The following is a 13,976-nucleotide window of genomic DNA, read 5'->3' as shown; positions in this document are numbered from 1 at the left end:
CGCCATGCCGTCGCGGAACGGTGAGCCGGTCACTCAGGGTGGTGGCCGGCCCCGGCGATCCACCGGCGACCGATATGACTCCCAGTCATATTTATGCCTGACAGGAATACCGCTCACCGAAGACCTTTCTTCCGGCGCAGCCGTGACCGTGGTGGGGATCGACGCCGCCGGTCGGCCGGCGCACCCCGGGCTGGCCGAGGCGCTCGCCGCGGCCGGGCTGGTGGTCGGGGCGGCCCGGCACCTCGCCGCCGTGCCGGTGCCGCCCGGCTGCCCGACCGTGACCCTCGGGCCGCTCGCCCCCGCCCTGGACCGGCTGCGCGCCGCCGTCGCCGCCGGCGAGCACGCCGTCGTGCTGGCCAGTGGCGACCCCGGCTTCTTCGGCATCGTCCGGCGGCTACGGGCGGCCGGGCTGCCGCTGCGGGTGCTGCCCGCGGTCTCCAGCGTGGCTGCCGCGTTCGCCCGGGCCGGACTGCCCTGGGACGGCGCGGCGGTGGTCACCGCCCACGGGCGCGACCCCCGGCCGGCGCTCAACGCCTGCCGCGCGCTGCCCGCCGTCGCGGTGCTCACCGCGCCCGGCGCCGGGGCGGCCGAGCTCGGGGCGGGCCTGGTCGGCTGGTCCCGCCGGCTCATGGTGGCCGAGCACCTGGGCACGCCCGACGAGCGGGTGACCTGGACCAGACCGGAGGAGGCGGCCGGCCGCCGCTGGGCCGACCCCCACGTCCTGCTCAGCCTCGCCCCGACTGCCGGTGACGCGGACGCCGGGGCCGGGATGCGCACGGACAACCAGCCGGCCGCCGCGCCGGCCGGCGGCTGGGCGCTGCCGGAGTCCGCCTACGCCCACCGCGACTCGATGATCACCAAGGCGGAGGTACGCGCCCTCGCGGTGGCCCGGCTGCGCCCTCGGCTCGGCCGGCTGGTCTGGGACGTGGGCGCCGGCAGCGGCTCGGTGGGCATCGAGTGCGCCCTGCTCGGCGCGGCCGTGATCGCGGTGGAACGCGACCCGCAGGCACCCGTGCGGGCCAACGCCGCCCGGCACGGCGTCGACGTCCGGCTGGTGACCGGTCACGCCCCCGAGGCGCTGCGCGGGCTGCCCGACCCGGACGCCGTCTTCGTCGGCGGCGGGGGCACGGACGTGCTCGCCGCGGTGGCCGCCCGCCAGCCGGACCGGGTGGTGGTCACCCTCGCCGCGCTGGACCGGGTCGCCCCGGCCGTGCACCTGCTGCGCGACGCCGGCTACGCGGTCGAGGGCAGCCAGCTCGCCGCCGCCCGCCTCGCCGACCTGCCCGGCGGCTCACTGCGGCTGGCCGCCACCAACCCGGTGGTCGTGCTGACCGGGGAGCGCCGGTGACCAGACCACCCACCCACCACACCGGACCCTCGCGGGGAGCGCACGTGCACCAGACCGCACCACCCGACACCGCCCCGACCGGCCCCGCCACCGCTACCGGCTCGGGTGCCACCGCGCCCGACCTGACGGCCACCACGCCCGACCTGACGGCCACCGCGCCCGACCTGACGGACACAGCGCCCGGCATGGCCGGGGCCGCGACCGATGCCGCCACCGCGAGTGCGACGGCAGGCCCCCCGACCGGCCCCGGCACCGTCGGGCTGGTCGCCGCCACCGCCGCCGGGCGGCGGCACGCCCGGACCCTCGCCGAGGCCTGGCCGCACGCCCAAGAGATCCCGGGAGAGACAGTCGCCGACGCGCTGCGGACGGCCTGGGCGCAGTGCGACGCGGTGGTGGCGTTCCTGGCCACCGGGGCGGTGGTCCGGATCCTCGCGCCGCTGCTCGGCGACAAGCGCACCGACCCGGCCGTGGTGGTCGTCGACGAGGCCGCCCGGCACGCCGTCGCGCTGCTCGGCGGGCACGCCGGCGGCGCCAACGCCCTCGCCGCCGAGGTGGCCGCGCTGCTCGCCGCCCGCCCGGTGGTCACCACCGCCACCGACGCGGTCGGCCTGCCCGGCCTGGACACCCTCGGCTGGCCGGTCGAGGGGGCGGTGGCCGCCGTCTCCCGGGCGATCCTCGACGGCGAGCCGGTCCGCCTCGACGCCGACGCCACCTGGCCGCTGCCGCCGCTGCCCGACAACGTGCGCGCCGACGCGCCGGACGGCGGGTACCGGCTGCTGGTCACCGACCGGGTCGTTCCGCTGGATGGGCGGACCGCCGTGCTGCGCCCGCCGTCCCTGGTCGCCGGGATCGGCTCCAGCCGGGGCGTGGCCGCCGCCGAGGTGGCCGGGCTGCTGCGCCGGGCGCTCGCCGGGGCCGGGCTGGCCGAGGCCAGCCTGCGCTGCCTGGCCAGCGTCGACCTCAAGGCCGACGAGGCGGGCATCGTGGACACCGCCCGCGCGCTCGGCGTACCCCTGCGGACCTGGCCGGCGGCCGAGCTGGCCGCCGTCGACGTGCCGCACCCCAGCGAGGTGGTCCGCGCCGCCGTCGGCACGCCCAGCGTCGCGGAGGCCGCGGCGCTGCGCGGCGGCGACGCCACCCTGCTGGTGCCGAAGACCGCCTCGGCGATGGCGACGGTCGCCGTCGCACGGCACGCCCCGCGCGGCCGGCTGGCGATCGTCGGGCTCGGCCCCGGCGCGCCCGACCTGCGCACCCCGCGCGCGGTGGCCGAGCTGCGCCGGGCCGCCGTGGTCGTCGGCCTCGACCAGTACGTCGCGCAGGTCCGCGACCTGCTGCGGCCGGGCACCCGGGTGCTCGCCAGCGGGCTCGGCGCGGAGGAGGAGCGGGCCCGCGCCGCCGTCGCCGAGGCCACCGCCGGTCACGCGGTCGCGCTGATCGGCTCCGGCGACGCCGGGGTGTACGCGATGGCCAGCCCCGCCCTGGAGTACGCCGACGCCCGCGTCGACGTGGTCGGCGTGCCCGGGGTGACCGCCGGGCTGGCCGCCTCCGCGCTGCTCGGCGCGCCGCTCGGGCACGACCACGTCTATGTGAGCCTGTCCGACCTGCACACCCCGTGGGAGGTCATCGTCCGGCGGATCACCGCCGCCGCCGAGGCGGACCTGGTGGCGCTGCTCTACAACCCGCGCAGCCGGGCCCGGGACTGGCAGCTCGGCGCGGCGCTGGAGCTGTTCGCCGCGCACCGCCCGCCGGGCACCCCGGTCGGCGTGGTGCGCAACGCCAGCCGCGCCGGCGAACGGGTCCACCTGGCCACCCTGGCCACCTTCGACCCGGCCGTGGTCGACATGTACGGCGTGGTGGTCGTCGGCAGCACCCAGACCCGGCTGGTCGCCGGCCGGATGGTCACGCCCAGGGGGTACCGGTGGCGGCGGTGATTATCGGCGCCTGCCAGGGCTGCGGCGCCTGCCTGCTCACCTGCCCGACGCACGCCATCCGGCCGACGCCCGGCGGCCTCACCGTCCGCGACGACCGCTGCACCGGCTGCCTGGAGTGCCTGGAGATCTGCCCGGTGGACGCGATCCGCGCCACCGCCGAACCACGAGGAGACCGATGACTTCGACCTCGACCGCCGCCCCGCCCGTCGGCCGGTGGAGTCGCGCCGAGCGGGTACGCCTCGGCGGCGTGGTGGCCGCCGTCGCCGCCCTGCACGTCGCCGGGTGGAGCCTCTACCTGTACTGGAACGACCAGCCGGCGGCGGCCGGCGGGCTGGCCGGCGCCGGCGCCCTCGCGTACCTGCTCGGGGTGCGGCACGCCTTCGACGCCGACCACATCGCCGCGATCGACGACACCACCCGGCTGATGCTGCTGCGTGGCCGCCGGGCGGTCGGCGTCGGCTTCTTCTTCGCCCTCGGGCACAGCGCGGTGGTGCTGCTGCTCGCCCTGGTGATCGGGCTCGCCTCGGCCACCATGACCGACGGCGGCCTGGCCGGGATCCGCGAGGTCGGCGCCGTGGTCGCGGCGGCCACCGCCACCGCGTTCCTGCTGCTGGTGGCGGTGCTCAACGCGGCGGTACTGGCCGGGATGGCGAAGCTGTGGCGGCGGCTGCGCGCCGGCGCGCTGGACGAGTCCGAACTGGACCTGCTGCTGCTCAACCGGGGCCTGGTGCACCGGATCCTCGGCTCCCGCGCCCGGTCGCTGGTCCGCTCCTCCTGGCACATGGCCCCGGTCGGCTTCCTCTTCGGCCTGGGGCTGGAGACCGCCAGCGAGGTCACCCTGCTGTCGCTGTCGGCGAGCACCGCCGCCGGCGGTGGCCTGCCGGTGCTGGCCCTGCTCACCCTGCCGCTGCTCTTCGCCGCCGGGATGTCCGCCATGGACACCGCCGACAGCCTGCTGATGGCCCGCGCGTACTCGTGGGCGTACCGGCATCCGGCCCGGCGGCTCTGGTACAACCTGGCCACCACCGGGATGACCGTGCTGGTCGGCGCGCTGGTCGCCAGCGTCTACCTGGCCAGCCTGCTGGTCGACCAGCTCGGGCTGACCGCGCTGTCCGGGTACGCCGCGCTGGGCGACCACTTCGAACAGCTCGGCTACGCGGTGGTGCTGCTCTTCGTGCTGGCCTGGGTCGGCGCGGTGGTGCTGTGGAAGCTGCGCGGCCACGACCGGCGCTACGGCGGCGCGGCCGAGGAGCACCTGTGACCCGCGTCGTGCACCCCATCGAGCAGGAGTCGTACCGCATCCTGCGGGACCGGGTCGACCTGCGCCACCTGCCACCGCTGAGCCGGGCGGTCACCGAGCGGGTGGTGCACGCCAGCGCCGACCTCGACTACGTCACCGAGCTGGTCTGCGACGAGGCGGCGCTGGAAGGCGGGCTGGCCGCGCTGCGCGCCGGCGCGCCCATCGTGGCCGACGTCTGGATGGTCGCCGCCGGGATCACCGGGGCCGGTCGGGACATCGTCTGCCCGGTCGCCGAGCCGGCCGCCGCCGCGCTGGCCCGCGACACCGGCCTGACCCGCTCCGCGGCGGCGGTGCGCATCGCCCTGGACCGGGTCGGGCCGGGCGCCGTCTGGGTGGTCGGCTGCGCGCCGACCGCGCTGGCCGAACTGATCACCCTCGACGCGGCGCCCGCCCTGGTGGTCGGGCTGCCGGTCGGCTTCGTCGGCGCGGCCGAGAGCAAGGCGGCGCTGCGGGCCAGCGGCCTGCCCGCCGTGTCCAACGTCGGCGAGAAGGGCGGCTCGGCGGTCGCCGCCGCCGCGCTCAACGCCCTGCTGTACCAGGAGGAGGCGCCATGACCGCGCTGGTCATCGTCGGGCACGGCACGCGCAGCGCGGCCGGGGTCGACCAGTTCACCGCGCTCGTCGACCGGGTCCGGCGGCGCGCCGCCAGCAGCGTCGGCGACGTCGAGGGCGGCTTCATCGAGCTGTCCCGCCCGCCGCTGACCGACGCGGTCGGCGCGCTGGCCGGCCGGGGCCACCGGTCGCTGGTGGCGCTGCCGCTGGTGCTCACCGCCGCCGGGCACGGCAAGGGCGACATCCCCGCCGCGATGGCCCGCGAGCAGGAGCGCCACCCCGGCCTGACCTACCGCTACGGGCGGCCGCTCGGGCCGCACCCGCTGCTGCTCACCGCCCTGGCGGAGCGGATCGACGCCGCCCTGGCCGGGGCCGACCGGGCCGGCACCTGGGTGGCGCTGATCGGCCGGGGCTCCACCGACCCGGACGCCAACGCCGAGGTGGCGAAGGTGGCCCGGCTGCTCTGGGAGGGGCGCGGCTACGCCGGGGTCGAACCGGGCTTCGTCTCCCTGGCCGAGCCGTCCGTGCCGGCGGTGCTGGAGCGGCTGCGCCGGCTCGGCGCCCGGCGGATCGTGGTCGCCCCGTACTTCCTCTTCGCCGGGGTGCTGCCGGACCGGATCGTCGCCCGGTCGACCGAGTTCGCCGCCGCCCACCCCGACCTGGACGTGCGGGTGGCCGACCTGATCGGCGACTGCGACGCGCTGGCCGACCTGGTGCTGGAACGGCACGCCGAGGCGCTGCGCGGGGACATCCGGATGAACTGCGACACCTGCGCGTACCGGGTGCTGATGCCGGGCTTCGCCGACAAGGTGGGCCGGCCGCAGACCCCGCACGACCACCCCGACGACCCGGTGGGCGGCCACCATCACCACCACCACGACGGGCACCAGCACCACGGGCACCACCAGCACGGCCAGGGCCCCAGCCTGCGCCCGGGGCAGGTCGCCGTGGTGGGCGGCGGGCCCGGCCCGGACGACCTGATCACGGTACGGGGGCGGGCGCTGCTGGACGCCGCGGACGTGGTGGTGGCCGACCGGCTGGCCCCGCAGGGCCTGCTCGCCGGGCTGCGCCCCGGGGTGCTGGTGGTCGACGCGGCGAAGATGCCGCGCGGGCCGTCGATGGGGCAGGACAGCATCAACGACACCCTGATCGCGCACGCCCGCGCCGGCCGGCGGGTGGTCCGGCTCAAGGGCGGCGACCCGTACGTCTTCGGCCGGGGTCACGAGGAGGTCCAGGCCTGCGCGGCGGCCGGGGTGCAGACGGTGCTGGTGCCCGGGGTGAGCAGCGCGGTCGCCGCGCCGGCCCTGGCCGGTGTGCCGGTCACCCACCGGGGGGTCGCGCACGAGTTCACCGTCGTCTCCGGCCACCTGCCGCCCGGGCACCCGGAGTCCCTGGTGGACTGGGCGGCGCTGGGCCGGGCCCGGGGCACCCTGGTGCTGCTGATGGCGGTCGACACGGTGCCGAAGATCGCGGCGGTGCTGGTCGAGCACGGCCGGGCGGCCCACACCCCGGTCCTGCTGGTGCAGGACGCCGGCCAGCCGGGTCAGCGGTCGCTGTCGTCCCGGCTGGACGAGGTGGGCGAGCTGGCGGCCCGGGAGGACGTCCGGCCGCCGGCCGTCTTCGTGGTGGGCCCGGTGGTCGGGCTGGACCGGCCCGCCCGGCCGGCTCCGTAGTCCCGGACCGGCGGCCCGACCGGCTGGGCCGGGGTCGCCGTGGCCCACCCGACCGGCTGCCCCGAACCGGGTGGGCCGGGTCGCCGTGGTCTACCCAACGGGGCCCCGTCGGTGTCAGCCCGCCAGCGCCCGGCCCACCGCATAGCCGAGGGTCGCGGCGGCCAGCCCGGCGGCCACGCTGAGCAGCACGTTGGCCAGCGCGTGCCGCCGGGCGCCGGCGCGGGCCAGCCGCAGCGTCTCGTAGCCGAAGGTGGACCAGGTGGTCAGCGCGCCGCAGAAGCCGGTGCCCAGCAGCGCGGTCACCGCCGGGGCGGCCGGCACCGCGGCCACCGCGCCGAGCAGCAGGGACCCGACCACGTTGACGGTCAGCGTGCCCCACGGGAAGGGGGAGCCGTGCCGGGCCTGCACCGCCCGGTCGGTCAGGTAGCGCAGCGGGGCGCCCAGCGCGGCCCCGATCGCGATCAGCAGGACGGTCATCGGGGCTCCCCGCGCCCGGCCCGGGCCAGCAGCCGGCCGGCCACCGCGTCCCCGGTCCAGGCCGCCAGCAGCGCCCCGACCAGGGTCGCCGCCAGATACGCCAGCGCGGTGCCCGGCGCCCCGGCGGCCACCGCCCGCTGCGCGTCCACCACGTACGTGGAGAAGGTGGTGAAGCCGCCGAGCACCCCGACACCGAGGAACGGCCGGACCAGCGGGCCGGTCGGGCGGGCGGTGATCACCGCCATCAGCAGGCCGATCAGCAGGCAGCCGGCCACGTTGATGCCGAAGGTGGCCCACGGGAATCCGGTGGGCGGGTGCGGGAACGCCGCCTGCAGGCCGGTCCGGGCCAGCGCGCCGAGCACGCCCCCGGCAGCGATGGCGGCGAGCACCGCCGCCGGATGGGCGGCCAGCTCGCCCCGGTCGGCGGGTACGCGCAGGTCGACGTCGGGGTCGACGCGGAACTCGGGTGGTGTCATGGTCGGCGCCGAGCATAGCCGCCGCCCGGCGGGAGCGGCCGCTAACCGGCCGGTGCCTCGTCGCCCGCGCGGGACGGCACGACCCGCTGCCGGGGCAGGGTGCGCCCGAGCGCACGGCGTACCGCGGCGGTGACCGCCGCCACGTCGTCGGACCGGACCACGGCGGCGAGGTGCCCGTCCGGCCGGATCACCAGCGCCTCCCCGGCCCGCGCCGCCAGCGCTTCGGCGAGCAGCCCGGTGGGGTCGATCTCCGGAATCGCCAGCACCCGCACCGGCGCCGGCCGCGCCGCGTCCGGCACGGCGTCGAGCCGGTCCGGCGCGGTGGTGAGCACCAGCACGCCGTCGCGGACGAGCTCGCGCAGCCGGGTCACCTCGGGTCGGTCGGGGACGGTCACCGGCGCGTCGGGGACCAGCACCCCGGGGACGACCGGCGGCGCCTCCCCGCGCGGTGGCCGGCCGGGGAAGGGCCGGCCCGGGTGTGGGGTGGTGAGGGGAGAGTTTACGTACCAGTAGGGCTCGGCCAGCCGGCCGGAATCGACCTCGCCGCGGACCGCCGGATCGGTCAGCGCCCGCTCCAGCACGTCCTGCCGCCGCTGCCGCGCCGGCTCGTCCTGCGGGACCAGGAAGTCCATGGTGGCGCTGGTGACGGCGAGGTTCTCCGCCGCAGCCGCGCGCCGTTCCGCCTCGTAGGTCGCCAGCAGCGCCGGTGGCGCCCAGCCACGCAGCACGAAGGCGACCTTCCAGGCCGCGTTCTCGGCGTCCTGCACGCCCGAGTTCAGCCCCCGCGCGCCGAACGGGGCCACCAGGTGGGCGCAGTCACCGGCGAGCAGCACCCGCCTGACCCGCATCCGGTCGACCAGCCGGGAATGAAACCGGTAGACCGACGACCACACCACCTCGTACGGCTGGTCGCCGATCACCTGCCGGATCCGCCGGTCGAGCGCGCCGCTGCGCCGTTCCCGGTCCAGGTCGAAGTCCGCCGGCACCTGCCAGTCGATCCGGTACGTCGAGTCCGGGCAGGGGTGGATGAGCACCTGGCGGCCCGGGTTCCACGCCGGGTCGAAGTAGAACCGCCGCTCGTTCGCCCACTCGCCGAGGTCGGCCCGGATGTCGCAGATCAGGAACTGGTCGTCGAAGGACCGGCCCGCGAAGGTCACCCCCAACATCCGCCGGACCGCGTCCCCCCGGGCACCGGCGCAGGCCAGGACGTACGGCGTTCGCACCCGCCGCTCCCCGTCCCCGGTACGGCAGGTCACCGTCACCCCGTTCGCGTCCTGGCTGATCCCGGTGACCTCGTGCCCCCAGCGCACCTCGATCGCCGGGGTCGCAGCGATCCGCTGGTCGAGGACCCGCTCGGTGTAGCACTGCGAGACGTTGACGAACGGCGGGAACGGGGACCGGCCACGGTCGGCGAAGGTCAGGCAGAACAGTTCCGCGTCCCGGTGGTACGTGCGGGCGCGTTCCCAGGTGACGCCCGCCTCGGCGATCGACCGGCCCGCGCCCACCGCCTCCCACACGTCCAGCACGTCGCGCTGCTGGCAGATCGCCTTCGACCCGACCTCGTCCCGGCTCGGGCGCGCGTCGAGCACGGTGACCGGTACGCCCCACCGGGCCAGCAGCAGGGCGGCCGTCTGGCCGACCGGGCCGGCGCCGATCACGACGACCCGGTCCACCTCCAGGCTGCTCATCCCTGCAGCTCGTTCCACACCTCACGGTCCCGCTCGGCCGTCCAGACCCGCGGCCAGTCGACACCGTCCAGTTCGTCCCACAGCCGCTGCACGTTGAACGGCAGGCAGTGCTCGAAGATGGGCCACCGCCCGTACCGGGGAGCCAGCGCGGCGTGGGTGGCCTGGAAGGCGTCCCTGAGTGAGCCGCCGGCGGCGTGCACCTCGCCCACCTTCTCCCGCATCACCAGCAGGAAGTCCCGGGTCTGGTCGATGGCGGCGTCGACGGCCGCCCGCCCGAGCGCCACCGCGCCCCGGCCGCCGACCAGGGCCTCCGCCCCGAGCTCGCGTACCCGGTCCAGGGTGCCGGTGGACCAGTCGGCGTGGAAGGCGTCCCCGGTGTAGAGCGCCGCCTGCGCCTCGACGAGGTCACCGGCGAACAGCACCCGCTGCCGGGGCAGCCACAGCACGATGTCACCGGCGGTGTGCCCCCGGCCGCAGTACTGCAGCACCACCTCGCCGCGGTCGCCGCCGAGGTCGATGGTGAGCTGGTCGGTGAAGGTGAGGTCCGGCCAGGTCAGACCGGGAATGCTCGCCTCCCCGGTGAAGAGCCGCGGCATCCGGCCCCGCTCGGACTCCCAGTCCGCACGGCCGCGCTCGGCGATGAGCCGCCGGGTCTGGTCGTGGGCGATGACCACGTCGGCGTCGAACGCGGACGCGCCGAGCACCCGTACCGCGTGGTAGTGGGAGAGCACCAGGTACTTGACGGGCTTGTCGGTGTGCTCGCGGAGCTGGTCCAGCCACCGGCGGGCCATCACCGGCGTGGCCCGGGCCTCGAACGCGACGACGAAGTCCTCGCCCTCGATCGCGCCGACGTTCGGGTCGCCCTCGGCGGTGAGGGCGTACACCCCGTCGGCGATCACCTCGAGGGTCTCGGTCTTCTCCTGCACATCCGCCGACGAGGCGAACGGCTTGGCCACGGAAGTCACGGGCTCTCCTTTTTGTCGGTCGACGTCAGGACGTCGCGGTCGAGTAGTTGCCACCGAGGTACGCGGAGCGGACCCGGTCGTCGTCGGCGAGCGCGGCGGGCGAGCCGGTGGCGACCACCCGTCCCCGGTCCATGACGACCACCTCGTCGGCGACCCGGAACGCGGCCCGGGCGTTCTGCTCCACCAGCACGATGGCGAGCTCGTGCTCGGTCTTCAGCCGGGCGAGCGCGGCGAAGATCTCCCCGACCAGCCGGGGCGCCAGCCCGAGGCTCGGCTCGTCGAGGACGAGCACCTTCGGCCCGGCCATCAGGCCCCGCCCGATCGCCACCATCTGCTGCTCGCCGCCGCTGAGCGTGCCGGCCGGCTGGTCGAGCCGGGTGGCCAGCCGCGGAAACAGCTCCAGCACCCGGGCCCGGCGGGCGGCGACGGCCTTCCCGTCGCGGCGCCGGGTCCAGCCGCCCAGCGCGAGATTGTCCGACACCGTGAGCGACGGGAAGACCAGGCGGTTCTCGGGTACGTGGGCCAACCCGGCCGCGGCGATCGCCTCGGCGCTCAGCCCGGTGAGGTCCCGCCCGGCCAGGGTGATCCGGCCGGCCGTGGGGCGCAGCAGCCCGGAGAGCGCCCGCAGCAGCGTGCTCTTGCCCGCGCCGTTGGACCCGATGACGGCGAGCAGTCGACCGTCGGCGACGGCGAGGTCGATCTCGTGCAGGACCTGGAGTTTGTCGTATCCCGCGCACAGCCCGGAGATCTCCAGCATCACGCACCGTCCTTTCGGGCCCGTTCGCCGTCGCCGGTCGCCGCCGGCACCGGCTCCTCCTGATCGTCGTCCACCCCGAGGTAGGCGGCCAGCACCGCCGGATCCTGCCGCACCTCGTCCGGCGTCCCGAGGGCGATCAGCTGTCCGTCGTCGAGCACCGCGACCCGGTCGGCGAGGGCGAGCACCGCCTCCACGTCGTGCTCGACCAGCACGATCGCCATGCCGCCGGCGCGCAGCCGGCGCAGCAACCGGACCAGGTCGTGCCGCTCCGCGCCGGACAGGCCGGCCATCGGCTCGTCGAGCAGCAGCAGATCCGGTTCGACGGCGAGGGCCCGGGCGATCTCGAGTTGCCGCTGCCGGCCGAACGGCAGGTCCGCCGCCGGCCGGTCGGCGTCCGCCGCCAGGCCGGTGAGGGCGAGCAGGTCGTCGACGGAACGCCGGATCTCGCGTTCCTCGGCGCGGGCCGGGAAGGACAGCGCGGCGCGCAGTATGCCCGCGCCGCTGCGCAGGTGGCGACCGACCGACACGTTGCCGCGTACCGTGGTGGAGCGGAAGATCTGCAGGTTCTGGAAGGTCCGCGTCGCCCTGGCCTGGGCGAAGACGTGGGGCTTCCGCCCGTCGATGCGGGTGTCGCCGAGTCGCACCGAGCCCGCTGACGGCGCCAGGACCCCGCTGATCATGTTGAAGCAGGTGGTCTTCCCGGCGCCGTTCGGGCCGATCAGGGCGAAGATCTCGCCGGCCCGCACGTCGAAGGACACCCCGTCCACGGCGGTCACGCCGCCGAAGCGGCGGGTCAGGTCGCGGACCTCCAGCAGCGGCTCACCCGCGGCGGGCCGGCCCTCCCGGGCGAGCAGTGGCGAGGTGTCCACCTCGACGTCGGCCCCGACCGCGGCCGGTTCGCCGGTGGCCGGCGCCGGACGCCGGAAGCGGGCGAGCAGCCGCCGCCACACGTCGTGGATGCCGCCCGGTACGAACAGGATCACCGCGGTGAGCACCACGCCGAACCCGATCAGCTGCACCTCGCCCTGCGCGCCGGGGAGCAGCGTGGGGATGAGGCTGCGCAGCCCCTCGTCGAGCAGTTCGACCGAGAACGCGCCGATGATCGCGCCCCACACGCTGCCCAGGCCGCCGAGCACGGACATCAGCAGGAACTCCACCGACAGCGGGAAGTTCGCCGCGTTCGGGTTGACCACCCCGATCCAGTGCACGTACGCGACGCCGGCCAGGCCGGCGAAGCCGGCGGAGAGCACGAAGACCTGCAACCGCAGGCGGAACGTGTCGACACCCAGGCACTCGGCGGCGACCTCGGAGTCGTTGACCGCGCCGAGGGCGCGGCCGATCCGCCCGGCGACGATGTTGCGGGCCAGCAGCAGCGCCAGGAAGACGACCGGGGCGAGCAGCCAGAAGTACTCGGCGGGACTGTCGTAGCGGCGCCCGCCGAAGGTCGGCTTGTCGATGCCGTAAATGCCCGAGGTGGCGCCGAGGAACTCGGATTCGGTGGCGGCGACGGTGACGATGATGCCCAGCCCCAGCGTGGCCAGTGCCAGGTAGTGCCCGCGCAGTCGCAGCAGCGGCAGGCCCACCAACAGCGCCGCGAGCATGGCCAGGCCCACCGCGATGACCGCCGCGGCCACCATCGGCAGGTGGTACCGGGTGACCAGCACCGCCTGCCCGTACGCGCCGATGGCGAAGAAGGCGGCCTGCCCGAGGCTGACCTGCCCGGCCAGCCCCATGAGCAGGGTCAGACCGATCCCGGCGAGCCCGTAGATCAGCGCGTACACCCCGACGTTGACCAGCGACTCGGAGGCCAGCAGCGGGAAGGCCGCCAGCAGCAGCGCCAGGACGAGGAAGCCGGTCAGTTCTCCTCGGCCGAGGCCCCGGGAGCGCGCCCGGGTGCTCGGGGTCCCACCGCGGGGACGCGGTACGCGTACCGTCATCACACCCTCGCCACGGCGCGCTGCCGGAGGATGCCGCCTGGGCGCACCACCAGGACGACGATCAGGACGATGAACGCGACCGCGTCGCGCAGGCCGGAGTCGACGTAGCCGGCGACCAGCGACTCGAGGATCCCGAGCAGGAGGGCGCCGGCGATCGCGCCCCGGATCGAGGTCAGCCCGCCGAGCGTGGCCGCGACGAAGCCCTTGAGCCCGAGCGTGAGACCGGAGTCCCAGGCGCTGAAGTAGACCGGGCTGGCGAGCACTCCGGCGACCCCGGCGAGCAGCCCGGCGATGCCGAAGGAGACCAGCGACGCCCGGGAGATGGAGATGCCGACCAGCCGCGCGGCGGTTGCCTGCTCGGCGCACGCCCGCAACGCCTTGCCGGCGAGGGTCCGCTCGTAGAACCAGCTCACGGCGACCGCGGCGACGGCGGTGACGGCGAGGATCCACAGGTACTGGGCGCGCACCGCGACGCCGAAGACGGTGAAGTCGCTGCCGGGGAACGGGGTGAGGCCACGCGCCTCCGGCCCCCAGACCAGCAGCATGGCGGCCTTGAGCGCGGTGGAGACGCCCAGCGTCAGGATGATCGACAGCAGCGTGGTCATGCGCTTGACCGGGGCGATCACCAGCCGCTGCAGCAGCGCGCCCACGATCACGACGGTGACGACGGCCAGCACGATGGCGACGGGCAGCGGCATCCCGCTGCCCGTCGCGCTGATCGCGACCAGCCCCGCCAGTGCCACGAGTTCGCCCTGGGCCAGGTTGATGACTTCGCTGACCGTGTAGATCGCGACGAAGCCCATCGCGATCAGGGCGTAGACGGCGCCCATGGAGGCGCCAGCCAGGAGGAGTTGGAGTAGATCGCTCATCGTC

At 76.1% G+C, this 13,976-nt stretch carries 13 protein-coding genes; 6 read left to right on the top strand and 7 right to left on the bottom strand.

What is annotated here, in order from left to right; all coding sequences use genetic code 11:
* The first annotated feature begins 4 nt into the window (after positions 1-4).
* The 6 genes from cbiE (at position 5) to cobA (ending at position 6,803) form a co-directional block, all read left to right on the top strand.
* Entirely contained in the window at positions 5-1,348 is a 1,344-nt protein-coding gene (gene cbiE / locus ACTWM8_RS18150) for a precorrin-6y C5,15-methyltransferase (decarboxylating) subunit CbiE (protein ID WP_446214590.1), read from the top strand.
* A 185-nt stretch (positions 1,349-1,533) separates the two neighbouring features.
* Positions 1,534-3,279, top strand: coding sequence for a precorrin-3B C(17)-methyltransferase (gene cobJ, locus ACTWM8_RS18145; protein WP_446214589.1), 1,746 nt, complete (start codon positions 1,534-1,536; stop codon positions 3,277-3,279).
* Positions 3,267-3,458 carry a 4Fe-4S binding protein gene (locus ACTWM8_RS18140; RefSeq protein ID WP_446210065.1) on the top strand — a complete coding sequence of 64 codons (192 nt, stop codon included), beginning with the start codon at positions 3,267-3,269 and terminating at the stop codon, positions 3,456-3,458. The genes cobJ and ACTWM8_RS18140 overlap by 13 nt, the downstream gene beginning before the upstream one ends.
* Positions 3,455-4,540 (top strand): HoxN/HupN/NixA family nickel/cobalt transporter, encoded by a 1,086-nt coding sequence (locus tag ACTWM8_RS18135; protein ID WP_446210064.1) that lies wholly within the window; start codon positions 3,455-3,457, stop codon positions 4,538-4,540. Before ACTWM8_RS18140 ends, ACTWM8_RS18135 begins: the two co-directional genes overlap by 4 nt.
* Positions 4,537-5,133 (top strand): precorrin-8X methylmutase, encoded by a 597-nt coding sequence (locus ACTWM8_RS18130; RefSeq protein ID WP_446210063.1) that lies wholly within the window; start codon positions 4,537-4,539, stop codon positions 5,131-5,133. Before ACTWM8_RS18135 ends, ACTWM8_RS18130 begins: the two co-directional genes overlap by 4 nt.
* Positions 5,130-6,803, top strand: coding sequence for a uroporphyrinogen-III C-methyltransferase (gene cobA, locus ACTWM8_RS18125; RefSeq protein WP_446210062.1), 1,674 nt, complete (start codon positions 5,130-5,132; stop codon positions 6,801-6,803). Before ACTWM8_RS18130 ends, cobA begins: the two co-directional genes overlap by 4 nt.
* Positions 6,804-6,917: 114 nt before the next feature.
* On the opposite strand, the gene crcB is transcribed toward cobA, so the two are convergent.
* Genes crcB through ACTWM8_RS18090 form a run of 7 tightly spaced genes read right to left on the bottom strand, consistent with a single transcriptional unit; the run spans position 6,918 to position 13,972 of the window.
* Positions 6,918-7,280: a fluoride efflux transporter CrcB gene (crcB, locus tag ACTWM8_RS18120; RefSeq protein WP_446210061.1), complete on the bottom strand. Its 363-nt coding sequence runs from the start codon at positions 7,278-7,280 to the stop codon at positions 6,918-6,920.
* Positions 7,277-7,756: a FluC/FEX family fluoride channel gene (locus ACTWM8_RS18115; RefSeq protein WP_446210060.1), complete on the bottom strand. Its 480-nt coding sequence runs from the start codon at positions 7,754-7,756 to the stop codon at positions 7,277-7,279. The genes crcB and ACTWM8_RS18115 overlap by 4 nt, the downstream gene beginning before the upstream one ends.
* Positions 7,757-7,797: 41 nt before the next feature.
* Positions 7,798-9,444, bottom strand: a complete 1,647-nt coding sequence (locus ACTWM8_RS18110) for an FAD-dependent monooxygenase (protein ID WP_446210059.1) — start codon at positions 9,442-9,444, stop codon at positions 7,798-7,800.
* Positions 9,441-10,409 carry an MBL fold metallo-hydrolase gene (locus ACTWM8_RS18105; RefSeq protein ID WP_446210058.1) on the bottom strand — a complete coding sequence of 323 codons (969 nt, stop codon included), beginning with the start codon at positions 10,407-10,409 and terminating at the stop codon, positions 9,441-9,443. The genes ACTWM8_RS18110 and ACTWM8_RS18105 overlap by 4 nt, the downstream gene beginning before the upstream one ends.
* A 25-nt stretch (positions 10,410-10,434) precedes the next feature.
* A complete protein-coding gene (locus ACTWM8_RS18100; RefSeq protein WP_446210057.1) occupies positions 10,435-11,166 on the bottom strand; it encodes an ABC transporter ATP-binding protein in 732 nt (243 codons plus the stop codon).
* A complete protein-coding gene (locus ACTWM8_RS18095; RefSeq protein ID WP_446210056.1) occupies positions 11,166-13,103 on the bottom strand; it encodes a branched-chain amino acid ABC transporter ATP-binding protein/permease in 1,938 nt (645 codons plus the stop codon). Before ACTWM8_RS18095 ends, ACTWM8_RS18100 begins: the two co-directional genes overlap by 1 nt.
* A complete protein-coding gene (locus ACTWM8_RS18090; protein WP_446210055.1) occupies positions 13,103-13,972 on the bottom strand; it encodes a branched-chain amino acid ABC transporter permease in 870 nt (289 codons plus the stop codon). Before ACTWM8_RS18090 ends, ACTWM8_RS18095 begins: the two co-directional genes overlap by 1 nt.
* Positions 13,973-13,976 lie beyond the last annotated feature (4 nt).

Source organism: Micromonospora sp. IBSANI012 (assembly GCF_052814045.1).
The sequence above is the reverse complement of the archived record's forward strand: the minus strand, read 5'-3'. Positions and strand labels throughout refer to the sequence as shown.

Coding starts and splice junctions, on each gene's coding strand:
- cbiE (WP_446214590.1), top strand. CDS start 5: ATGCCGTCGCGGAACGGTGAGCCGGTCACTCAGGGTGGTGGCCGGCCC.
- cobJ (WP_446214589.1), top strand. CDS start 1,534: ATGGCCGGGGCCGCGACCGATGCCGCCACCGCGAGTGCGACGGCAGGC.
- ACTWM8_RS18135 (WP_446210064.1), top strand. CDS start 3,455: ATGACTTCGACCTCGACCGCCGCCCCGCCCGTCGGCCGGTGGAGTCGC.
- cobA (WP_446210062.1), top strand. CDS start 5,130: ATGACCGCGCTGGTCATCGTCGGGCACGGCACGCGCAGCGCGGCCGGG.
- crcB (WP_446210061.1), bottom strand. CDS start 7,280: ATGACCGTCCTGCTGATCGCGATCGGGGCCGCGCTGGGCGCCCCGCTG.
- ACTWM8_RS18115 (WP_446210060.1), bottom strand. CDS start 7,756: ATGACACCACCCGAGTTCCGCGTCGACCCCGACGTCGACCTGCGCGTA.
- ACTWM8_RS18110 (WP_446210059.1), bottom strand. CDS start 9,444: ATGAGCAGCCTGGAGGTGGACCGGGTCGTCGTGATCGGCGCCGGCCCG.
- ACTWM8_RS18100 (WP_446210057.1), bottom strand. CDS start 11,166: ATGCTGGAGATCTCCGGGCTGTGCGCGGGATACGACAAACTCCAGGTC.
- ACTWM8_RS18095 (WP_446210056.1), bottom strand. CDS start 13,103: ATGACGGTACGCGTACCGCGTCCCCGCGGTGGGACCCCGAGCACCCGG.
- ACTWM8_RS18090 (WP_446210055.1), bottom strand. CDS start 13,972: ATGAGCGATCTACTCCAACTCCTCCTGGCTGGCGCCTCCATGGGCGCC.